This window comes from Ruegeria haliotis (assembly GCF_013377785.1).
Classification (GTDB): Bacteria; Pseudomonadota; Alphaproteobacteria; order Rhodobacterales; family Rhodobacteraceae; genus Ruegeria; species Ruegeria haliotis.
On the sequence record NZ_JABXWT010000008.1, the window covers coordinates 85,419 to 107,264 of the forward strand.

Consider the following 21,846-nt stretch of genomic DNA (forward strand, 5'->3'; position numbering starts at 1 on the left):
CTCGTTGCCCGATACCTTTCTTTTGCGACGGTTTTGTTGCTCGATAGAGAGCAGCTTTCTTTCAAGATCGTTCATCTGAGACAATACAATCTCGCCCGCCTACATCAGGCGATTAACATGCACCCACCGGTCCATTAACTCACATCAAATATGACCCGAAATATAGGCCCCGGACACGTTCAAATCCAAACGTGAGCACCGAGCGCCGGTTACCGTGGCAACACCCCCAAGACAGATATGTGTTGATGTGGTAATGCTTTAGCATTGTCTAAGTATCTTCGGAATTAAACCGATTGGTCGGGAAACCACTATGGCGCGCCTCTTCAAAGTGATGATCCAAGCTGCCGTCTGCGCAGTTATACTGATCATTTTTTTCTTCTGGCTGTGGGCCGTACCCAGTGTTGAGCATCGCCCGATCTCGACCGATGCCGAAACCATCGCTCGGGGAAAATATCTGACCGCGGCCGGGGACTGCACGTCTTGCCACACGACCAAGGACGGAGCCGCGTTTGCGGGCGGGCTCAAGCTTGATACCCCGTTTGGTGGAATATATGCGGCGAATATCACCCCTTCTGAAAAGGGTATCAAAAGCATGACCTCGGCTGAGTTCTACCAAGTTCTCGCTTATGGCTCTTATGAAACTTTTCGGCCCCTCTATCCTGCAATGCCGTATCCGTCATACCACTTGGTAACACGCTCAGATTCCGATGCGATATTCGCGTTTCTGATGACCCTGACGCCAGTCGACAAAAGCGTTCCAAGAAACGAATTGAGTTTTCCCTTCAATATTCGACAGCTCGTGCTTTTCTGGAATGTACTCTTTGCGGAGCGAGGGCCATACGAGCCAAATATGTCCCGAGATGTGGTTTGGAACCGCGGTGCCTATCTGGTCGAAGGACTGGGCCATTGCGGTGCCTGTCACACGCCACATAACATCTTTGGCGCCGCTGAGCATGACCGGGCGCTGGCCGGGGCACCGCTTGCAGACTATGAAGCGCCCGATATTCGGTCCCACGCACTGAAACAACGCGGATGGAATGCTGAATATCTGACCGAATTCTTCAAAACTGGCACGGGTCCTAAAGGTACCGCATTCAAGGAAATGTACCTGGTGGTGAAGAATTCGTTGTCGCAGTTGACCGATGAAGACCGGCTCGCCATTGCCACCTATCTTCTGGATCTGCCATCAACGCCAGGGGCAGATGGCAACGTCACTCTGGTCGCCGCAGAAGGCGATACGGCAGACCCGTATCCAGAGGGACGGACACTGTTTTTGAACAATTGTTCGATGTGCCACGGCCCGCGCGGCAAGGGAGTGAAAGATGGCGCGCCACCTCTGGCAGGGAATTCCACGCTCGCACAGGTCGGCGGCCGCAATATGCTCTATGCAATCGTTAACGGATTTCCTGACCCCAGATCCGTCCCCAATTCCAGTCCGATGCCAGCCTTCAAGGACCGTCTGACCTCGACGCAGATCGCGCAATTAGCCAATTACCTACGTCACACCTTCGCGGCTGAAACACCCAACCTGCCAAAGTTTACCGAGGCCGATATCGAGGCAATACTGAAATAGGTGCCGCCGGCCGAGACCCGGGAAAAGTGGATTTTGACATGAGTGATGATCAAGACAAGCAGGCAAAAAGCAATATCAAGGTGACACGACGCTGCTTGTTGACGGGTGGTGTCGGTGTGGCCACTGGCACTGCGGCCACTTTGGTTGCCGGGCTTGGCGCCGAAGGCGCAGCGGCCGGTCCCTTGGATCGCCCATGGGCGACCGAACTGGGCGATCCGGTCGGCACGAATCCCTACGGCCACCCGTCATCATTCGAAAAGACAGTGATCCGTCGCCCGACCCCAACTGAATATTCACCGAAGGGCTATGTGCCGCCAATGAATGAATCCTCCTGGACCGGGACGCCGTTACAGGATCTGCGCGGGATCATCACCCCCAACGGGCTATTCTATGAACGATCCCACGGTGGTTATGCAGACATGGATCCCGCAAACCACAAAGTGGTCATTCACGGGCTGGTCGACCGCAACCTTGAACTAAGCATGGAGGATCTGCGCCGCTTTCCCACAGTCACCACGTTCAGGTTTCTTGAATGTTCTGGCAACAGCGATCTGATCTGGGGCAAGGCAACGTATGGCGGGCAAGAAACGTCACCATATTTGACCGCGCAGGACATTCACGGCCTCCTCAGTTGCGCAGAATGGACCGGCGTGCGGCTGTCCGACCTGTTGCGTGAAGCAGGGGCCGATACAGTAAGGGCCAAGTGGCTGATCGTCGAAGGCGCAGATTCCGGAGCATTGGCCCGTAGTTTGCCAATGGCACGGGCGCTGGACGATTGCATCCTTGCCTTTGCACAAAATGGCGAAATGCTGCGCCCCGAACAGGGGTATCCGGTCCGGCTGCTCGTGCCGGGTTGCGAAGGTAATCTGAACATCAAATGGGTGCAGCGGATAGAGGTGACCGACCAGCCCCTGTTTGCGACCTTTGAAACCGGCCTTTACACCGATCTGCAAAAGTCCGGCAAGGCGTGGATATCCTCGCTTGTGATGGAGGCCAAATCGATCATCACCTTCCCGTCGGGTGGTCAGTCCCTGCCTGAAAAAGGGTTCTACCAAGTTCGGGGCATCGCCTGGTCTGGACGCGGGAGAATTTCGCATGTGGATGTGTCGCTCGATGGCGGCCGCAACTGGACCCAAGCACAACTGACCGAGCCGGTGATGTCGAAGTGCCTGACCGAATTCACCATGCCCTGGAGATGGGACGGGAGCGAGACGCTTATTATGAGCCGTGCCACTGACGAAACCGGCTATACTCAGCCTTTCGTTCAACAGATCGTCGAAGCGCGCGGAAAATTCTCAGAGTACCACAATAACGGCATCCAGACATGGCGGGTCGAAAGCAATGGCGAGGTGTATAATGCGCAGGGGTAACCTGATTTTCTGGGCCATTCTATCACTGATGGCCCCGGGGTTGGCTGTTGCCCAAACCCCCGACTGCAATGATCGTCCCTTGTGTCTTGGCCGAACTATCACCGAGGCAGATCTGGCGGTTTGGTCTCTTAACGTTTTCCCCGATGGAACCGGGCTTTCCGATGGGATGGGCAACGCTGAAGAGGGTCGTCAACTATTTAGAGACAAATGCTCAGCCTGCCATGGAGAAAAAGGCGTTGGGCTAAAGGTCCTACTGGATCGCGGTGCATTTCCCACCCTTGTCGGTTCGACACCACCCTTAACCGACACTGAAGAATGGCCCGCGAAAACTGTGGGTAGCTATTGGCCGTATCCCACAACTTTCTTTGATTATGTCCGCCGTGCCATGCCCTTCGCAACAGCCCATTCGCTAAGCGACAACGAGGTCTATGCCATTACTGCGCATATCCTGGTGCTGAACGACATCCTACCCGCAGGAGCAACCCTGGATCGCGACAGCCTGATGCAGGTGACAATGCCTAATGTCGATGGTTTCATTTGCGATGCCCGTCCAGATGTGTTCGCACCTCGTTGCATGTCGAATTGTGCTGTACCAGACGATGCCGGTGTCTTGATCGGATCCGGCGAGAGCTATGGAAAACCGGTTCCGATAACGGATTGCATGGTACTAAAATGATTGCCAGAGGGCTTTGACACAAAATTTTAGAGATTGACGCTTATGGCGTTGGTGCCGAAGTAACGAACGTGCAAGCAGTTGAGGCTCACAAACTGTCCGAAGTGACGAGCTCGGCCAACATACTCAGAACCCCAACCTCTGCCTCATGGACAGACTGTGACTCGGCGGCACAAGCATCCTCAATGATCTTCACAGGATAGTTGCGTTCAAACGCTTCTCTGACCGTCGACGACACACATAAGCTCGTTGAAACGCCACAAACGTACAGCGTTTCACCAGGCCTCAGGTAACTGGGGAGTGCCGACTGAAAAGCCGAAAGACGATAGCGACGAAGCAGAATGTCGTCTTTCAGACGGGCGACATCGGAAGCAAGCTCAACACCCGGCGAGCCAAACTGGCAAGCCCCGGCTTCACCCAGCATGGTGCTTAGTTGGCTCTCTGCGGGAAGGCAGTGTTCATCAATCGCAATATTGACGAAATAGACTTGCCAACCTTTGTCCCGAGCAATTGCCGTACTTGCGTTGAGTTTTTTGATGACGCCTCGGCGCGCAACTTCGGGATAGGCGATCGCGGCCTTTCCGGTCTCGGTCACCATGTCGTTGATGTAGTCAAGTGCAATAAGTGCGGTCATGGTTACTCTCAGTAAATGTTTGGACTTTTGTAGAGTTTTGGATGCGAGGTTAGGGTGAAACATGAACGGATGATAGTGGAGCGGGTTCTGTCGCAAATGTTGAACTGCGCTTTGTGAGACGGGACCCTTATCTCACGCGCGTTGAGTTTAGCCAGGAATCTGACCAAGATGTGCGACTTGGTATTGTCCGGTTGGACTAAAATCCCGACGCGGAATCATTCAAGATCAACATAGCATCCAGAAAATTGGATATTATCGACTTCGGAGGCGGAGCAGCGTGCACGTAGCAGGTGTCGACGACATTATCTGTGCTGACTCAGGGCCACCACCCACGGATGCCTATTGATACGGCTCCGCCGTCCCACATCTATCGGTGCAAAGAGACTCTTTATTGCCAGTTTTTGCCGCTGTTCAGATGGCGGGCACCTGTTGGGTTATGCAATGTACGCCTCCTCCTCCGCTGGCGATTATGCGACCTGACGCGCCAAGCACTTTATGCTTTGGGAACGCGTCCTGAATGATGCTGAGCGGGCCGTCATCTTCGGATGATTTGCCCGATACAGGGACCACAACAGCACCGTTGCAGATGTAAAAGTTCATATGAACGACTTTGGCACTGGTCAGTGGGGCATTGCCAAGTTGTTTGTCGCGTTTGATTTGGCTATCGCCCTCTGATGAATATTCCAACAGATATGGCGCGCCTAAAGGGCTTCCGTTATCCTCGTGAGGTCATTGCTTACGCGGTCTGGGCGTACCACCGGTTAGCCCTGAGCACGGCTGATGTTGAAGCCCTGTTGGCTGCGCGGGGCGTTATTGTCAGCCGGGAAACGGTCCGGCTGTGGGTCAATCGTTTTGGTTGCCACTTTTCAGATTGCATCCGCCGGGATCGACCGCGACCGAACGACAAGTGGCATATGGACGAAGTCGTGATCACGATCCGTGGCAAGAAGCACTGGCTGTGGCGCGCGATCGACGCGAGGGGAGACGTTCTTGATATTCTTGTACAAACGCGCCGGAATGCCAAAGCGGCAAGGCGGTTTTTCCAAAGATTGGTAACCCGGTTTGGCGAACCCAGGGTCGTCATCACGGACAAGTTGCGCAGCTACATCAAACCGATCAAGACGCTGGCCCCGGACGCAGACCACCGCGCCCACAAAGGCTTAAACAACGCGATCGAGGTGTCGCACCGGCCGACCCGAAAACGAGAGAAAATAATGGGTCGGTTCAAATCCCACCGCCAAGCTCAGAGGTTTCTATCCGCGCATGACCAGATCAACCTGATCTTTCGCCCCCGTCGCTACCGACTCACAGCAACTTCATACCGCCACGCCCGCTCAGATGCATTCAGCCTCTGGGCCGATTACACAGCCGAAATGGCGGCATGATCTACCTTTCGTCAATCCCTCACAATCTGTAGCCAACAACTTGGCAATACCGGGAAGACAGCAAGAAGCCCTTCGACCGGAAGGCATTGGGGACAATAGAACGCTGTGTTACCCGCCTGGGTGTCGACAAAGTCGGATCTCAGAAGATAGAGGATGGTGCTTGTCATGGTCCCGTCAATTCAAGATTGTTTGCGCAGATTTTCTGATGCCTGAGCTGTCTGGTAGAGTTTCAGAGTTCAGCACGACCGCCATCGATGACCAACTCGGTGCCCAACATGTAACTGGATGCATCGCTTGCCAGAAACAGTACGGCCGAAGCGATGTCTTCTGGTTTGCCCATGTGACCCACCGGCACTTGCTGTCCGACGCGCTCTACATAGGCATGGAAATGTTTATCGGTTTCATCCGGTCCACGATGGATCGGCGTTTCGATAGTGCCTGGACTAACGCAGTTCACACGAATGCCTCGATCCACAAGCTCAGCTGACATGACGCGGGCAAAAGAACGTACAGCAGCTTTTGAGGCTGATAGCAGCGCTTTCTTTGGAGTTCCGATCTGGTTGAGCCATGACGTATTCAGGATGATGGAAGCCCCTTTCGGCATCAGCGGGAGCACGGACTGGACCGAGAAGAACGTGCCTTTCACGTTCACATCCATCATCCGATAGTACATCGTTTCATCGGTCTTCCCGAGCGGCGTGTTGAAGGCGACGCCAGCGTTGGCAAAGAGAATATCCAGCTTGCCAAACGCGTGCTGCAACTCAGATCGCGTTCGGTTCAGATCATCCAGTTTGCTGATGTCTGCCTGGATCGCAAAGGCGTCATCACCGAGCTTGTCGCGAGCAAGCTTCAGCTTGTCCATATTTGTTCCGGTGATTGCGACGCGTGCACCATTGTCATTCAGCATTTTGGCTGATGCAAAGCCAATGCCGCTGGAGCCGCCGGTCACAAGAGCTGTTTTCCCTTCAAGCATGAAGGTGCCTCCCAAATTGGTTGAGTAGTTAGACGTGTCTGAGGCGACGGTGATCCGTCATTTTGATGCCAGGATCAGTACTGGCTTTCCTCTTTCTCCCATTTGCTGCTGATGTAGTCCTGCGCAGGCATCTTGATCTCCGGAAGCGTGCTCTGGCTCACTTCCCCGTCTTCTGGCAGGAAACCGTTCATGTAGAGAATATATGCGGTGACAGCGTAGACCTCTTCAGTGCTCAGCTCCTTGGGATTGAAGGGGGGCATTGCGGTGCGGACATACTCAAAAATGCTTGTAGCATAGGGCCAGGAATAGCCTGTCGACCAATGAAAGCCGTGATCGGGTTTGCCGCTGCCTGCAAGGATCGGGATATACATGCTCATATCGCCTTCCCCGTTTTCACCATGGCAGATCGAGCACTGGTCCTCGTAAACGACCTTGCCCTGCTCGACTGTTCCGCCGCCCAGCGGTAGTCCTTCACCATCCGGGTAAACCGTTGTGCTGAGACCGGCCAGTTCTTCGGGTTGGATGGTTTGACCTAGTGCTGGCGTATCCTCAGCAGAGGCCACATTTGCTGCTAGAATGCCAAGTGCGATCACGAATGTTGCGTGTTTGTTAGAAGACATTTGAGACTGTTCCCTGTGCATCGATGTACCAGGTCTGGATTGCGTTGTAGTGATTGCGGCTTCCCTCAAAATACCTGCTCTTCCAGGCCTCATGAGTTGGCTGAACGTTATCCCATTCGTCGAAGGCGCGACTTTGAAGGCGCACTGGGCTGCCATCCCAACGCCAGGGCAAGGTAAAGCGCGTCAAAGACTTGTTCAGCACGGGTCCTTCGAGTTCGGCAGGCACCCAGTTCTTGCCCCCGTCATCAGACACTTCGACTCTGGAGATTTTTCCAAACCCTGACCACGCCAACCCGTTCACCTGATAGTACCCTTTGTCGGGCAAGACCTGTCCGGCGGATGGGTGGGTGATCACTGACTTAACACCCATATACATGCTGAAGCCTTCAATTGAGCCGTCAGCCAGAGTTTCGGAGTAGTGGCGGCTTTCTTCGCGGGTATAGGCTGGACGATCAGTCACTTCGAGGCGTCTGAGCCACTTGATGCTTGTATTGCCCTCCCAGCCCGGAAGGAACAGGCGCATGGGATATCCCTGCGCTGGCCTCAGCCGTTCGCCATTTTGATAAAGCGCAATAATCGCATCATCCAGCAGCTTTTGCAGAGGGATACTCCTCGCAAGGAAACCGGCGTCAGCACCTTCGGCAATGACCCATTTGGCCTTGGGATTTAGGCCTGCCTCTTGCAGAAGCAGCTTAACCGGAACACCAATCCATTCGGACCCGGACACCAACCCGTGAAGATATTGCAGAGGCATTGGCTGAGCCTCAGGGTAATATCCCTGCGGTGCGCTATTTCCTCCACATTCCAGGAAATTTATGCCGCCTGACAGAGGATATCGCATGAGATCACTTGCTGTGAACTTCAAAGGACGGTCGGTCATTCCATGAATGAACAACTCATGCATTTCCGGGTCGATTTCGGGAACGCCTGAGTGATGCGCGCCAAAGTGTAATCCTGATGGCGTGATGATGCCCTTTTGAGTGTGCAAAGGTGTGAAAGATGCGGTCAGCGTCGATTTTTCGTTCTGTGGAAAGATCTTTCGTACATTGCCAGCTTCATGAGGGGACGGGCTACCGTAAGCTTCATCCTCAACACCCGGATACAGCATGTTATCGGGGATTTTCGGCGCAGCGGAGGCCCCTTTTGCGGTAAGTGTGGCTGGCAGGGCCGCCGAACTGGCGGTCAGAAATGTTGCACCTGCCTTCAGGAAGTCACGTCTTCCCACGAAACCAGTCGTTTTTAACATCTGATAATCCTCTTGGATGGGCGGCAATTCAATTGTTGGATCGAGACTGATTTGGCCTTACTTGTGTGGCTTGATGTAAAGACCACAACCAGCCTCGTACGGATTGGATCAGCAACAGGAATTGGTTGAGGCTCTGGAGCATGTCTTTTGATCCACCGGTACAATGCCTTTGGCGCGATCTTCGGCGATTCGATCCAGCACAGTTTTGAACTGCTCAAACGCTTTTTCGATATCCCCTCTGGGTGCTGCAATGTTCACTCGAATGAACTGAGTGGCGTCCTGATCAAACCAGGTGCCCGGTGTGGCACCAAATCCGGACTCGCTAAGCGTGGCCTTCAGTTCATCGCCGGCTAACCCGGTAGCGGAACAATCGAGCCAAACCTGATAGGTGCCTTCGACGGGAGACATCCTGATAGAAGGCAACTCTCCTTTCAGGAACCGATCAATCCATGCCACCGTGCCTTCCAGATAAGTGAGCAAGGCATCTACCCAGGCTTCGCCTTTCTCATAGGCTGCGATGGTCGCAAAGGTTGTGAACGCATTCCCGTGCGTTAGGTACATAGAATCCGCAGTCTTCTTGAAACGATCCAGAAGCTCTTCGTTCCCGGTATAGACGTATCCGTTTGAGATGCTGTGCAGGCCAAAAGTCTTTGCGGGCGAACCGATGACCGACACGTGTTTCTTCTGATCCACGGCCATAAGGCTGGTGAAGCGATGGCCGGTGTAGATGATATCGGAATGGATCTCATCGCTGATGATCGTCACGTTGTGGCGATTGGCGATTTCGACCAGCTTCTCCAACTCGTCTCTGCGCCACACGCGGCCAACCGGGTTGTGCGGGTTACACAGGATCATGGCTTTGACGTCCGGTGCGCTTAGCTTCTCTTCGAGATCGACGTAATCCATCTCATATGATCCATCGACATTGCGCAGCGCGCTTTTGACGATGTTTCGACTGGCTGTGCTGATCACCTTGCCGAACTGATGATACGCCGGAACCTGCATCAGCACGCTGTCACCCGGCTCGGTCAACTCGCGGATCAGCATCGCAATGGCCGTGAGCACTCCGGGAACTTGTTCAAACTTTTCCGGGTCCAACGAGAGGTCGTGGCGGCGTTTGAACCAGGTCGAAATCGCCGCAAATACGCCTTTTGAGTTGAACTCGTAGGAAAATTGGCCGCGGTTGGCCAGACGCAAAAGCTCTTCTTGGATTGGGTTGGCGATTGCAAAATCCATATCAGCAACCCACAACGGCGTCACCTCATCGGTGCCGAACACCATATTCAGGAAGTTGGGATCATGCCGGACGAAAGTATCACCGGTTTTTGCAGGGGCAGTGTCAAACGGGCTCACGGGGTCATTCCTTTGGAAAGAGGTATCAGGGTCAGAGTTCGGGGTGGCGGAATGGAGCATCCGTCAGCAGCACGCGTCCGCCAACTCAGGTGCATCCGGCTGGCACCCGCCATTTTCCTTGCACCTGCCAAGAAACGTTTGGTCCGACAGATAAAAGTCTACAAATGCGCCTTCAAACGCCACCGGAACGGACTCTTCCGCAAGGCCTGTCTGCATCAGATGCGTCTGCCAAGACTTCAGCTTCGGGCGTTCGCCAATGAAATCATATCCGGTGTACTTTTCGATAATTTCAGCCCGGTGCAGCAAGACCAGCCATGCAACGTCGACCATGCCAATCTCATCGCCGTTAAAAAACGGGGTATTACCCAGTTGCTTTTCGATCCGGTCAAAGGCGACATCCAGTTTTTCAGCACGTTCTGAAAGTGCTGCTTCATCCTTGCTGCGCTGAGCGCCACATTGAACGAGGTAGTGTTTGGTTGCCAGATAGCTCCAAGCACGGTTCGTCGCCTTTTCTTCCGGCGACAAACCAGTTTGCAGGGGCGCGTATGCCTCTTCGAGGTATTCAACAATGGCATCGCTTTCAAACAGGGCCTGACCACCATCAGTTACGAGCAGCGGCACCTGACCGTTGGGAGAGATGTCGAGAAACCACTGGGGCTTGTTCTGCAAGCTGATGAATTCGATTTCGTAGGCCAGGCCTTTGGCTTCGAGCAATGCGGCGACGCGCTGGACGAAAGGGCAAATGTTGAAACTGACGATCTTCATGGCATATCCGAATTGTTCAGGCAGAGGGCTGCCGGGGTTGTTTGAGATGAGTCGACGGTGTTATATGAGTATTAATTCAACATTTCAAGAGAGGTTGAAATATGGATGAGAAAGACGCGATTGCCATGCTTGGTGCGCTGTCTCAGGAGATGCGTCTGCGCATCATTCGGTATCTGATCGGGCGGGGTGATGACGGCGCTTCTGCTGGCGAGATCGCAGAAGCCATGGATGCAATATCTTCGAAAGCATCCTTTCATCTGTCTGCATTGGAACGCGCTGGTCTGATCACCTCGGAGCGGCAATCCCGGAAAATCATCTATCGGGTGAGCTTTCTCGGGTTGGGTGGGCTTCTTTCGTTCATTCTTAATGATTGTTGCAGCAATCACCCTGACATTCGGGAACATTGCGGCCTGCCAAATTTTGAGTGCTGACATTCATCGTCTGACAGGCAGCACCAAAAAAATGAGCTGCCGTAGCTCGAAGGTTGATCTCCGGCAGCCTTAGCTTTTGTGCGAAGTTCGTAGCAACGTGACCTGTCTATTTCACTTTGCCGGGCAAGCTCAGGTTCCCTGAAGCGATGTCGAATACATCCGTTACACAAAGCAGGGGTGCATGGACATTGACGTTTACTCGCAAGGCCGACGTGACGCCGTCATAGGCGACATCTGAAAGCTCAACATCGTTGGCAAAACCGGCGTTCACCTTGATTTCCGGACCGTCGAACAGCGGAGTAAAGCCCGGGCTGTCGAGGAAGATCGGAAACCCGGGCCAGGTCGCGGGTAGTTTCGGGTTGGTTCCATCGGGTATGTCACGCACGGCCAGAGCGCCCGGGCCACATTCTTCGGTTGGCGTAAGAACAACCCAATGACTGTGCCATTCGAGACCGTCATTGGCGGGGTCTCCATCGCCATTTTCGTCGAAAAGCGGCGTGTCATCGAAGTCAGGATGGCTGGTCGCAGCCATGGCCAGAATGCCCGTCCCACCTTCAAAACCGACTGCTGAAGGATCCAGTGAGGTTGGCCAGACGTAGGACCAGACATCCGACCCGCCGACAGATCCGGTTGAGGCGGGCTTAGAAGCTCCGGCGATGCCATTTGTTGTCATGTGGAAGGTGACAACGTTGCCGTTTCGATGGGCGTGGGCCGCCAATATGTCAAAGTCAGCCACCTTGGTGTTATCGGCGGGTGAGGTGACGGCATCGTGCATGTCTGCCGCGTGATCTCCATCGGCAAAGCCTCCACTTGCGGACAGTACGACCGCGGTAGCGATTTTGGGCAGGGACAGTCTCATGACGTTTCTCCTAGATTCGAAAATATAGCGAGTCGATACTACTTACCGAAAGCGATTGCAAGACTAGTAGCGACTCGCTATGAATTAGCCATGGATATGAGTCACCGCATTCGCGCGCTTATCAACAGGATCGCCAGACTTGACGCCGCTCACAGTTGGGAGGGTGATCTGAACCCTGCACAACGGGGTGCTTTGGAGTATTTGGTTCAGGCCAACATGTACTCTCGGGCACCGTCTCATGTCGCTGAGTACTTCGGTACAACACGAGGAACGATGTCTCAGACTCTCAAGGTGCTGGCACGCAAGGGTTATGTATCTGAAGAGACTTCGAAGTCTGACAAACGGTCAATCTCGTATACGCCAACTGATGCAGGGAGCGCGTTGATCGCCGCTTCAAACCCCATCTCCGCCGCGTTCGAAGCGCTCAACCCGGATGAACAGGCCGAATTGGAAAAGACACTGAGGCGCGGCCTGCAACTGGCGCTCAAGGCCAACGGCGGTCAGTCCTTTGGCTTGTGCAAGACGTGTGAGCACTATGACCCTCAAGAGGTAAACGGGTTTTGCAAGCTTCTCTCGGTCTCGCTGTCAAAAGGCGAAAACAACAAGATCTGTGTCGAACATAAAGAGGTGGCAGTTGTCGCATCCTAATCTGAGCGCACTCGTAGATGGCCTGTTCCTCGGTGTCGCCAAAGATCGGTGGGAAGGAAAACCGCCATCGTCCATTCAGAAGGACCGGGTCAGCGGACCACAGGATGTATCATTCAGCGGGTTTTCCGGCGATGAACAGGCAGACCTGACGGTGCATGGTGGCGCAGAAAAGGCCATTCATCACTATGCCTCTGATCATTACACGGCTTGGCAGGCAGAGGGGCATATGGTCCTAAATACAATCCCTGCGGGCACTGTAAAGTTAACTGACCGAGCCCGAAACTGGGCCTGATTGCGCTATTCACGCTGGTTGGAGTCGAGCGATCTTACGCCACGCATCCATAGCGGCGGTGCGGAGCTCGCGAAATTCTGAGGATGTCATCTCGTGGCGGGGCAGGTGAAACAGGTTTGCAATCGGGTCGTGAATGGAGATGAAGCGTTGCAAATGCCGAGGCGATTTGAAGCGTTTCATAACGCGCTCGCGCCTTCGGATCCTTTGGTGAGAGTTCTCAGCCCGGTTATTCAAGCCCTTGTGCGAACGATGCTCGACCCCCGGCATGATCTCGCGCTTTGCCGCCGGGTATGAGCGAAGTTTGTCAGTGATCAAAACCCTCGGCGGATGGCCCTGTCGTTTCAACAACTTGCGCATCAGGCGCAGGGCGGCCTTCCGGTCACGCCGAGCTTGAACCAGAACATCTAGTACGAACCCCTCCTGATCGACAGCCCGCCAAACCCAATGCTTGCATCCCCTGATCGAGACGACAACTTCATCCAGGTGCCACTTGTCGCCGAGCTTACCTGTCGACCGGCGTCGGATCGTTTTCGCGAATTCCCGTCCGAATTTTTCGGCCCAGGACCTCACCGTCTGGTGCGAAACGATGATGCCGCGGTCGGCTAGAAGATCCTCGACCATTCGCAGGCTCAGGGGAAACCGGAAATACAGCCAGACGGCATAAGCAATCACGTCAGGCGGGAAACGGTGGCGGCGATAGAGGTGGGTGTTAGTCATGCCGTCATGTCGCACTTTACGCGGGCAGCCGCATTAACTTTACGGTGCCGTTGAAGCCGTTTGGAGGTTATCAACAGTCGGGTATCAGAGGTTGAGACAACGCAATTCACTCGCATGAACAATACGCCCAATTGAACGCGCTCGCGAGCGAGAGAGGGAACTGAGGAGTCTTGGGATCATAGCTTCAGCCGATCCAGCAACTCCTTTACGCTGGCGTAACTATTCAGGCGAGCCGCCCAATCGTCGGGCACGCCATGTAAGACGCCTGACACTGCACCCAGCAGCATGGCCCGGCCACTGCTGTCGCCGCCGGACATGATATTGGCACGGACGGCGTCCTTGTAGGATCCGGCAGTCAGAAGGTTGTGCAATACGCTGGGAACGCCATTTTCCAGCTCGCAGGCCAGACCCAGTTCACTGGTGATCTCCGCGTTGGTGCGATCCGTGGCGGCGCGGGCTAGGTCCAGCCGGGGCAGGATCTGCGGATCAGCTGCGCCCACTGCAGCTTCGGCGATCTGGGCTTTGGATTCCCCGTCGCGCGCGGCGATCAACATGGCGGTCGCGACCGCTCCGTAAAGATCGGCGATCTCGGTCGCGTTGGTGGTGCGCACCGCGTCCGCGGCGTGGCGCTCCTGACCGGCAGCCACCAGTGCAGGCAGTTTGGCAATGGCGGGCAATTGCACGTCATTGGCCCCCTGCGGCGCGTCAGCGTCACCCTTAGCGAGATTGTCGAGCGTTTCACGGGTCGCGTGGTCGATATAGCCGGAATAGGTCCCGCCATACCCGAAATGCGCGGCAAATTCGGCGTTATACACCGTTTGGTCATAGGTGCCACCAGACGCCGCCAGCGCCCGCAGCAGCACCATCAACTGTTCCCCATACTGGGTCAGGTCGCCGGGGCGTTTCAGCGGGTGCGCGAAATAGGCTGGGACGCCTTCGAAATCCTTGGCCGTTGTGCCGCAAAATTCGGGCGTGTCGCCAGCCAGCTGAGCGATGCGTGGCTGATCATAGAGCCAGTGCAACCCCAGCGACGCCGCATCTCCAACTAAGGCGCCAATGACCAAATTACGCTTTGTGTTCATCTTATTGCCCGCCTTTAACCCTGGACCGCACCGCGATCCGCATTCAGTTTCTGTCCGGTGATGTTTGCTGCCAAGGGGGAGGCTAAGTAAAGGTAGGTCAAGGAAACGTCATCGGCCAGTTGGACGCCTGGTAGTGATTGACTGGCACTGATTTCATCTTCGATGACCTCTTCGGACACGCCCCTGTCCTGCGCCATTTCACGCAGCGTATTCAGGGCAGGACCGGTCAGGACCCAGCCGGGACAGACTGCATTGACGCGAATACCAAGCGGACCCAGTTCTTTCGCCATCACGCGCATAAAGCCGATATTAGCGTGTTTTGAAGAAATATAAGCGCTAAGATCCGGCTCAGCTGTGGTGCCCCAGATCGATGCGGTGATGATGATCCGGCCGCTGTGACCCATCAGTGGTACGGCCGCACGGGTGGTCAGATAGGTGCCGTTGACATTGATGTCGATGACGCGGCGAAAACGGGCCTCAGCCTCATCACTCTGGTCGCTGATTGGGGTGACATCCTCCAACCCCGCATTGGCGACGAACACATCCAATGAGGGGATCTGCGAAAACACCTCGTTCACCCGGGTGCCATCAGTGATGTCGCAGGTCCATCCAGTAACTGAGCGACCGGTTTCGTGCGCCAGGTCGCGTGCGACCTGATGGATTTCCTCGCCTTGAGACAGAATGTTCAGATCGGCACCATGAAGCGCAAAGTTACGAGCTACGCTATGGCCGATGCCACGGCTTGCACCGGTGACCATCACCATTTGACCGGTGAAATCGAGGCCGGGAATCAGATTCATATTGGGTCTCCTGAAGCATATATCCGGGGCGGAGCCCGGGTTGGGATCACTGAATCGTCGAAAGGTCAGGCACTGCGTACCTGACCTCTTTATGGTTTGAAAATAAGCGGTTGCGAGGGTTCACTTCTCAGTGCCGTCGACACCTGCGATGGCCAGATGAGGCAGGGGCATGACCCCGAGCTGAAAGAAGAGACCTAGCGTATCCTCGTGATAGAGGTAGTCGGTGACCTTACCATTTTCGTCGAACTTGAACCATTCAGCGCCATAGATGTCGACCTTGCGACCCGTGCCGGGGATGCCGTAGAAATCACCATTGTGGGTGCCACGCAAGCGGAAGCGGGACATTACGGTGTTGCCGTCGGCCACCAGATCGATGGCGTCTTCGTGGATGTCGGGGAAGGCCTCGCGCCAGAAGCTGACAAGCTTCTTGAAACCATCACGACCAGAAGGCCAGCCATCCAATAGAAGGCCGTGGCTTAGGTCTTCGTTGAAGATTTCGTCGACGCGTTTCATATCGTTTTTGTTCCAGCAGGTGGCATAAATGTCGGCCACCGTGGCCTTGTTGCGCTCTTGATCGGTCATGTATCTCTCCGGTCGGTAATTCTGTTCCCGGGAAGTGTGACTACTCACCGTTGCTTGTGTCACCCGATGAAACCTCATGTCTTGGCTGAAGAGAATTCAGGCACGGGACTGAAAGAGTTGCGCCTATGAAAAACGTCAACGCCGCTCAACCAACCTGGTTCCAGCATGCTGAGGGGTGTCTGTCCTGTCGCATGAAGCGGCTGAACCTTCATAAGGCGGTGGCGCCCTGAACCTCGGTTCCAATCTGCAGACAGGCTGAGCAATGCATCCTTCTGCGCCGCCGCTAACAGCAACCTGTTCCAATCGGGAGGAACAAAAAATGGCTAACACGTTTCTGAAAACCACCCTGGGTGCGATGGCCTTTGGTGCCAGCGCAACCCTAGCAATGGCCGACACGATCTCGCTGGGCGCGCCGATTCCGCTGACCGGGTATTTCGCCGCCGACGGCGAAACGATGGAACAGGCGATCAACCTGGCTGTGGGTGAGATCAACGCCGAGGGCGGCCTGCTGGGCAAACATATCGAAGTGGTCACCTTCGACATCGGCGATCTGACACCGGATAAGTTGGCGGCTGCGGCGGCAAACCTGATCGAACGCGGTGGCGTCAGCGCCTTGATCAACGGCTATGGCGGTATGGGCCCGGATATCCCGGCCTTTTGCCCCTATGGCATCCCCTATATCCACAACGACGCGGTGGCAGGTGTGATCGATCTGGCCGAGCGGATGCGCTGTAACGCGATCTTCAACGCCTCTGACATCGATCTGAACTATGGCAAAACCCAGTTCGACATGATGATGACCACCGGTCATAACTTTGAAACCAAGCGCCTGGCCATCGTGCATGGCGATTTCGAATGGGACATCAACAATGCTAAATCCATGGCCGATGCCGCCGAAGCGGCTGGCTGGGAAGTAGTCTATGTGCAGGAAGTGCCCTATGACACTGTGGAATGGACCGGCATCCAAAGCCAGATCCGCGAAGCGCAGCCCTCGCTGATCCATCTGGAAGCGCTGGAGCCTGCGGTCGCTACCACTTTCCTGTCGCAATACAAGGAAAACCCCGCTGGCGACGCGTTGCTGAATGTGGGCTATATCGGGGCCACCACCGGTCTGGATGACGTGATCGCGCAAGGCCGGGCCGAAGGTCTGCTGTCCTTTACCCTGAACGCGCATCAGGACAACGAGGCAGGCAACGCCTTTGTCGAACGCTGGGAAACAGCCTATGGGTTCGAGCCCTCGGTCAGCCTGGCCGCCGCAGTCTATGACATGGTCTATATGTGGGCCGCTGCGGTCGAGCAGGTGGGCGATGCCTCGGATTATAACGCCGTGGCTGATGCGATCCGCACCATGAAATACGAAGGCCTAGTAGGCACCTTTGATTTCAACGAGCGCAACTTCATCAACAACGGATCCGACACGCAGCCCGCGCAGCTGTTCCAGGTGCAGAACGGCGAACGTGTGCGTCTGGTTGTCGGTGACCAGAAAGTTGGCGAGATCACCCAGCCTGCCTGGATCAACTAACACTCCCCCAACTGGTCGCGCCCTCGCTATTGCGACGGGCGCGACATTTTCCATCTTCTTACGCATCAGCACAGGAATACGCGGAATGACGCAAATGTCGCTGGAAAATGTCACGATGCAGTTCGGACCGTTCCGGGCGCTGACTGATATGTCTTTTCACATCGAACGAGGCGAGATTCTAGGCGTGGCCGGGCCGAACGGCGCTGGCAAATCCACCCTGATGAATGTTTGTACCGGGGGTCTGCGCGCCTCGGGCGGGCAGGTCATTTTCAACGGTCAGGATATTACCCGGTTCAAACGACATCACCGCTGCGGGCTGGGCATCGCGCAGACATTCCAGATCCCCACGCTGCTGTCCTCGCTCACCGTGGGCGAAAATCTGCTGGCCGGACAGATCTTTGGGCGCGAAGTGCGGGGTGAAGAAACCGGGATTTCCATGGAGGACATCCTGTTCCTGACCCAGCTTGAGGACCACCTGCCGATACCAGCCGCGCAGGCCGACCTGCTGACGCGCAAACGGATCATGCTGGGCGCGGCACTGGCCACAGGCCCCGAGATCATCTTCATGGATGAGCCTCTAGGTGGTTTGAATGCCGAAGAGATTGTCGAGTTTTTGCAGGTCATTCGCCATGTGCGCGAAGAGCTGGGCATCACCATTGTCATGGTCGAACACAAGACCCGCGCCCTGGCCGAAATCGCCGACCGCGTGTTGATCATCAATTTCGGCGAGTTTGTCATGCTCGACACCCCACAGGTCGTGCTCAACGACGACCATGTGGTCGAAATCTATCTGGGAAAGAGACACGATGCTTGAGGTTGAGGGTATCAACGCCTTCTACGGCGATTTTCACGTGCTGCACGATGCCTCGCTGCGCGTTGGCAAAGGCGAGCTGGTGGCCGTGGTGGGTGCTAATGGTCACGGTAAAAGCACTTTGCTCAAGGCGATTTGCGGATTGACTCCGGTGAAATCGGGCCAGATCCGGTTCGACGGTAGCGACATCGCCAGGTGCAAGACCCCGCATCTTGTGGGTCAGGGACTGGTTTACGTGGCTGAGGACCGCCGTCTGTTTCCCGACATGACCGTTCTCGAAAACCTACAACTTGGGGCTTATCTGTCCGGCGCCCGGGCGCAGGAGGCGCAAAATCTCGACCGGATATTCACACTTTACCCCCGTCTGGCCGAACGCCGTAAACAGTTGTGCCGTTCGTTGTCAGGGGGTGAGGCGCAGATGGTGGCGCTGGGACGCGGGCTGATGTCGAACCCTTCTCTGCTGGCGATTGACGAGCCGTCCCTGGGTCTGGCCCCGAACCTGACCGAGATGATGCTGAAGACCGTTTCGCAACTGAACAAGGACGGGCTGACCGTCCTGATCGTGGAACAAAGCCTGGCGCTGCTTCAGGGCATGATTGACCGGGTCTACTCCATCGAAGAAGGCATCGTGCGTGAAACCAATGCAGACAACATGCAGGAAGTGCTATGATGCAGATACTTGAAATTCTGATCAGCGGCATCACCCAGGGCGCGGTCTATTGCGTTGTGGCAGTGGGCTTGTCACTTGTCTATGGCGCGTCGCGCATTCTGAACTTTGCCCATGGGTCTCTGTATTCGCTGGGCGGGTTTCTGGCTTGGTATCTGGTTGTCGGCGGGCCGGGACTGCCGCTGTGGCTGGCGTTTCTGCTGATCCTGCCGGTTCTGGCGCTGACCGGCGTGGTCATTGAGCGGGCCATCATCCGTCCTCTGCGCGGGTCAGACAACTGGAAGATCAACACCATCATGGTGACGCTGGGCCTGGCTTTCATCATTGAAAACGGGCTGCAACTGGTCTTTGGCCCAGGAACTCGCACTATTCCGCCCTTTGTCGAAGGATCACTTAGCATCGGTGGCATTACCATAACCTGGTACAAGCTGTCGATCTTCGTGATCTCATTGGCCTTGGTTGGCACGTTAGAGCTGTTTCTGTCCTCGACCCGCTATGGGCAGGCGGTGCGGGCCGTCAGTCAGGATATGCAGGGGGCCAATCAGGTTGGGATCAACGTCAATCAGGTGTTTTCGACCACTTTTGCGCTGTCGGTGGTCCTGACCGGTGTCGCGGGAATCTTGCTAGCACCGGTGTTCCTTGTGTCACCGTTGGGCGGTTGGGCGCCGTTCCTCAAGGCCTTTGTGATCGTGGTTCTAGGCGGTCTGGGCAGCACCAAAGGGGCGTTCGTAGCTGCCTTTATCCTGGCCGTGCTCGAAGCCTTCGTCATTTTCTATATCGGTCCAAGCTGGGCCATGCCGGCCTGGCTCTTGATGCTGATCATCGTGTTGATGGTCCGTCCAAAAGGCCTGTTCGGCGTGTGGGAGAACTGAGATGTCCGCAAAAATAAACGCGACCCTTGCCAAAATTCCGTCGGTCTTTACAGGCACCGGGCTCAAGCGTGACTCGATGGTCTATTGGGCCGTCGTGGCCGGGCTGGCCCTGCTGGGCGGGCTGATCGGCGACAGCTATGTCCACCACATCCTGATCCTGGTGTTCATCTGGTGCATCGTGATCGCCAGCTGGGATCTGATCCTGGGCTATGCCGGAATCTTCAACTATGCGCAGCTGGTGTTCTTTACCTTCGGCGCCTATGGCTCGGCGATGCTGTCGATCTATGCGGGGCTGACACCTTTGCTAGCGATTGCTGCCGCAGCCGGGATCGGGGCGGTGATCGGCCTGATCGTGGCGGTGCCCAGCCTGCGGCTGAAGGGCGAATATGTGGCCCTCTTCACCTTTGCCGTGCATCTGGCGCTGCCGCCGCTGATTCAGCAGGGCAAAGCCATCGGCATGGGCGGCAATACCGGTCTTCTGGGTATCCCATGGCTGAACCTGTTTGGCTATCAGGTGTCGTCGATTGACAAGCTGACCTGGTATTGGGTGGCGCTAGCTTTTGGCGCTGTCTGTGTCTACCTGATCTATTTCATCGTGCTGCGTGGACGCATGGGTCTGGCGTTTATCGCCATGCGAGATGCCGATACTTTTGCGCAAGCCATCGGTGTGAATGAGTACAAGTACAAAATGCTTGCCTTTGTCGTCTCAGCCATGTTCACCGCCGTGGCGGGGGGGCTTTATGCGCACTACACATCCGTGGTGACGCCCAAAGTTCTTGGGACCGAGTTCTTTCTGATGGCGATGGTCATGCTAGCCATTGGCGGCATGGGGCGCTTCCCGGGCGCGGTGCTGGGTGTGTTCATCGTGGTGATCGGCAATGAGCTGCTGCGCAGCTTTGACGATTATCGCCTGCTGCTCTTGGGGATAGCCGTGGTGCTGACGGTGATTTTCCTGCCCAATGGCGTGGCCGGGCTGTTTGCGAAACGCAAATAAGACAGCCCGCCCCGACACCGGGGCGGGTTTCATTCAAAGAATTCGCGACCGTAATCGCTGTCGCGGAACTGATCGGCCTGATCCAACAGCCAGTTCTGAAACGCTTCAATCTTGGATTTGTGCGCGGCGGAATGGGGACAGACCAGGTAATAACTTTTGTTCTTGATCTTGGCGGGATGCGGCACCACTAGCCGCCCGTCAGCCACGTACCGCGCCGCCGCAATCAGGCTGACCAGGCTGACGCCATGGCCGTCGCTGGCGGTCAGCAGGCACATATGTTCCTCGGAATAGGTCACAAAGGGGCGAAACCCGGCAGACGTGATGCCATGCTGCGCCAGCCATTTCTGCCAGCTGGGATCGGCCTCGGAATAGCCGGCCCATTCATATTGTATCAACCGGGCCGAGGCCAGATCTTCGGTCGTTTGCAAAGTCTTAGCCAGATCCGGTCGGCAGACGGGGGCAACGAAATCATCCAGCACCCAGGCGCAATGCATATCAGGGTAATCTCCAAACCCATAGCGGATGGCGATATCCACCGGTTCGGCTTTGAAATCGGTTACCGTATCGCTGCCCAGAATGCGCACCGACAGGCTGGGATAAAGCTCGGCAAACTGCGCCAGACGCGGGCTGAGCCAGTTCGAGGCAAAAGAGGTGGTGGTCGAGATGGTCAGATCGCCATCAATCTCATCCTGCGCCAACGCATCGGTGCCCGCCACCAGATGTTCGAACGCGGTCGAGATATGTTGGGCATAGATCGCCCCATCTTGGGTCAGGGTGACAAATCGGTTCGACCGGTTCAGCAATTGCAGACCAAGATGGGTTTCCAATGCTTTGACTTGATGCGACACCGCCGTGGGCGTCACGCACAACTCATCTGCGGCATCCTTGAAGCTCAGGTGCCGGGCGACAGCTTCAAAGGCTTGAACGCTTTTCAAATTGGGGAGACGGGACATGTGCCATCTTTGACGCCGGGTGGA

26 protein-coding genes are annotated in these 21,846 nt (G+C 55.7%); 12 read left to right on the forward strand and 14 right to left on the reverse strand.

The genetic code is table 11. The features are described from left to right. Nucleotides 1-310: 310 nt before the first annotated feature. From HW561_RS14395 to HW561_RS14405, 3 genes are read left to right on the forward strand one after another with little or no spacing between them, the layout of a single operon-like run. Nucleotides 311-1,573, forward strand: coding sequence for a cytochrome c (locus tag HW561_RS14395; protein ID WP_176865948.1), 1,263 nt, complete (start codon nt 311-313; stop codon nt 1,571-1,573). 38 nt (nt 1,574-1,611) lie between these two features. Continuing rightward, nucleotides 1,612-2,943, forward strand: a complete 1,332-nt coding sequence (gene soxC, locus HW561_RS14400; protein WP_176865951.1) for a sulfite dehydrogenase — start codon at nt 1,612-1,614, stop codon at nt 2,941-2,943. Next, nucleotides 2,930-3,619, forward strand: coding sequence for a c-type cytochrome (locus HW561_RS14405; RefSeq protein ID WP_176865953.1), 690 nt, complete (start codon nt 2,930-2,932; stop codon nt 3,617-3,619). Before soxC (HW561_RS14400) ends, HW561_RS14405 begins: the two co-directional genes overlap by 14 nt. 85 nt (nt 3,620-3,704) lie before the next feature. Here HW561_RS14405 and HW561_RS14410 read toward each other — a convergent pair whose 3' ends face one another. Next, a complete protein-coding gene (locus HW561_RS14410) occupies nt 3,705-4,250 on the reverse strand; it encodes a cysteine hydrolase family protein (protein WP_176865955.1) in 546 nt (181 codons plus the stop codon). A gap of 411 nt (nt 4,251-4,661) precedes the next feature. Then, entirely contained in the window at nt 4,662-4,850 is a 189-nt protein-coding gene (locus HW561_RS24310; protein WP_176865957.1) for an agmatine deiminase family protein, read from the reverse strand. Between the two features lie 74 nt (nt 4,851-4,924). Here HW561_RS24310 and HW561_RS14420 point away from each other — a divergent pair, with 74 nt between their 5' ends. After that, entirely contained in the window at nt 4,925-5,635 is a 711-nt protein-coding gene (locus tag HW561_RS14420; protein WP_176865959.1) for an IS6 family transposase, read from the forward strand. A gap of 11 nt (nt 5,636-5,646) precedes the next feature. On the opposite strand, the gene HW561_RS24315 is transcribed toward HW561_RS14420, so the two are convergent. The 6 genes from HW561_RS24315 to HW561_RS14450 form a co-directional block, all read right to left on the reverse strand. After that, a complete protein-coding gene (locus tag HW561_RS24315) occupies nt 5,647-5,802 on the reverse strand; it encodes a DUF3088 family protein (RefSeq protein WP_176865962.1) in 156 nt (51 codons plus the stop codon). Between the two features lie 62 nt (nt 5,803-5,864). Beyond that, nucleotides 5,865-6,608, reverse strand: coding sequence for an SDR family oxidoreductase (locus HW561_RS14430; protein WP_176865964.1), 744 nt, complete (start codon nt 6,606-6,608; stop codon nt 5,865-5,867). Nucleotides 6,609-6,682: 74 nt separating this feature from the next. Next, nucleotides 6,683-7,228 (reverse strand): c-type cytochrome, encoded by a 546-nt coding sequence (locus HW561_RS14435; protein WP_176865966.1) that lies wholly within the window; start codon nt 7,226-7,228, stop codon nt 6,683-6,685. Continuing rightward, nucleotides 7,218-8,474, reverse strand: coding sequence for a sulfite dehydrogenase (soxC, locus tag HW561_RS14440; protein ID WP_176865968.1), 1,257 nt, complete (start codon nt 8,472-8,474; stop codon nt 7,218-7,220). The genes HW561_RS14435 and soxC (HW561_RS14440) overlap by 11 nt, the downstream gene beginning before the upstream one ends. Before the next feature lie 108 nt (nt 8,475-8,582). Continuing rightward, on the reverse strand, nt 8,583-9,827 hold the full coding sequence (locus HW561_RS14445; RefSeq protein ID WP_211198652.1) for a MalY/PatB family protein: 1,245 nt from the start codon (nt 9,825-9,827) through the stop codon (nt 8,583-8,585). Between the two features lie 63 nt (nt 9,828-9,890). After that, nucleotides 9,891-10,592, reverse strand: coding sequence for a glutathione S-transferase family protein (locus tag HW561_RS14450; RefSeq protein WP_176865972.1), 702 nt, complete (start codon nt 10,590-10,592; stop codon nt 9,891-9,893). Nucleotides 10,593-10,693: 101 nt separating this feature from the next. Here HW561_RS14450 and HW561_RS14455 point away from each other — a divergent pair, with 101 nt between their 5' ends. After that, nucleotides 10,694-11,023: an ArsR/SmtB family transcription factor gene (locus tag HW561_RS14455; RefSeq protein WP_176865974.1), complete on the forward strand. Its 330-nt coding sequence runs from the start codon at nt 10,694-10,696 to the stop codon at nt 11,021-11,023. A 106-nt stretch (nt 11,024-11,129) separates the two neighbouring features. On the opposite strand, the gene HW561_RS14460 is transcribed toward HW561_RS14455, so the two are convergent. Continuing rightward, a complete protein-coding gene (locus tag HW561_RS14460) occupies nt 11,130-11,882 on the reverse strand; it encodes a hypothetical protein (protein WP_176865976.1) in 753 nt (250 codons plus the stop codon). Between the two features lie 90 nt (nt 11,883-11,972). On the opposite strand from HW561_RS14460, the gene HW561_RS14465 reads away from it, so the two are divergent. Together HW561_RS14465 and HW561_RS23970 are read left to right on the forward strand one after the other, a co-directional pair. Beyond that, nucleotides 11,973-12,530, forward strand: coding sequence for a MarR family winged helix-turn-helix transcriptional regulator (locus HW561_RS14465; protein WP_176865978.1), 558 nt, complete (start codon nt 11,973-11,975; stop codon nt 12,528-12,530). Further along, complete coding sequence (locus HW561_RS23970) at nt 12,517-12,822, forward strand: hypothetical protein (protein ID WP_408015390.1); 306 nt, start codon at nt 12,517-12,519, stop codon at nt 12,820-12,822. The genes HW561_RS14465 and HW561_RS23970 overlap by 14 nt, the downstream gene beginning before the upstream one ends. A gap of 9 nt (nt 12,823-12,831) precedes the next feature. Here the strand turns inward: HW561_RS23970 and HW561_RS14475 are convergent, their stop codons facing one another. From HW561_RS14475 to HW561_RS14490, 4 genes are all read right to left on the reverse strand, one after another. Next, a complete protein-coding gene (locus tag HW561_RS14475) occupies nt 12,832-13,539 on the reverse strand; it encodes an IS6 family transposase (RefSeq protein WP_176865980.1) in 708 nt (235 codons plus the stop codon). Between the two features lie 176 nt (nt 13,540-13,715). Beyond that, nucleotides 13,716-14,621 carry an ADP-ribosylglycohydrolase family protein gene (locus HW561_RS14480; RefSeq protein ID WP_176865982.1) on the reverse strand — a complete coding sequence of 302 codons (906 nt, stop codon included), beginning with the start codon at nt 14,619-14,621 and terminating at the stop codon, nt 13,716-13,718. Between the two features lie 14 nt (nt 14,622-14,635). After that, nucleotides 14,636-15,421, reverse strand: coding sequence for an SDR family NAD(P)-dependent oxidoreductase (locus tag HW561_RS14485; protein WP_176865984.1), 786 nt, complete (start codon nt 15,419-15,421; stop codon nt 14,636-14,638). A 120-nt stretch (nt 15,422-15,541) separates the two neighbouring features. Continuing rightward, complete coding sequence (locus HW561_RS14490) at nt 15,542-16,003, reverse strand: ester cyclase (RefSeq protein ID WP_176865986.1); 462 nt, start codon at nt 16,001-16,003, stop codon at nt 15,542-15,544. Between the two features lie 319 nt (nt 16,004-16,322). Between HW561_RS14490 and HW561_RS14495 the strand changes: the two genes are divergently transcribed. The 5 genes from HW561_RS14495 to HW561_RS14515 all read left to right on the forward strand — a co-directional run bounded on the left by HW561_RS14495 (nt 16,323) and on the right by HW561_RS14515 (nt 20,869). Then, nucleotides 16,323-17,525, forward strand: coding sequence for an ABC transporter substrate-binding protein (locus HW561_RS14495; RefSeq protein ID WP_176865988.1), 1,203 nt, complete (start codon nt 16,323-16,325; stop codon nt 17,523-17,525). Nucleotides 17,526-17,610: 85 nt separating this feature from the next. Then, nucleotides 17,611-18,339, forward strand: coding sequence for an ABC transporter ATP-binding protein (locus HW561_RS14500; protein WP_176865990.1), 729 nt, complete (start codon nt 17,611-17,613; stop codon nt 18,337-18,339). After that, a complete protein-coding gene (locus HW561_RS14505; protein WP_176865992.1) occupies nt 18,332-19,006 on the forward strand; it encodes an ABC transporter ATP-binding protein in 675 nt (224 codons plus the stop codon). Before HW561_RS14500 ends, HW561_RS14505 begins: the two co-directional genes overlap by 8 nt. Continuing rightward, entirely contained in the window at nt 19,003-19,875 is an 873-nt protein-coding gene (locus HW561_RS14510; RefSeq protein WP_176865994.1) for a branched-chain amino acid ABC transporter permease, read from the forward strand. The genes HW561_RS14505 and HW561_RS14510 overlap by 4 nt, the downstream gene beginning before the upstream one ends. Before the next feature lies 1 nt (nt 19,876). Next, nucleotides 19,877-20,869: a branched-chain amino acid ABC transporter permease gene (locus HW561_RS14515; RefSeq protein ID WP_176865996.1), complete on the forward strand. Its 993-nt coding sequence runs from the start codon at nt 19,877-19,879 to the stop codon at nt 20,867-20,869. 29 nt (nt 20,870-20,898) lie between these two features. On the opposite strand, the gene gcvA is transcribed toward HW561_RS14515, so the two are convergent. Beyond that, nucleotides 20,899-21,822: a transcriptional regulator GcvA gene (gene gcvA / locus HW561_RS14520; RefSeq protein WP_176865998.1), complete on the reverse strand. Its 924-nt coding sequence runs from the start codon at nt 21,820-21,822 to the stop codon at nt 20,899-20,901. Nucleotides 21,823-21,846 lie beyond the last annotated feature (24 nt).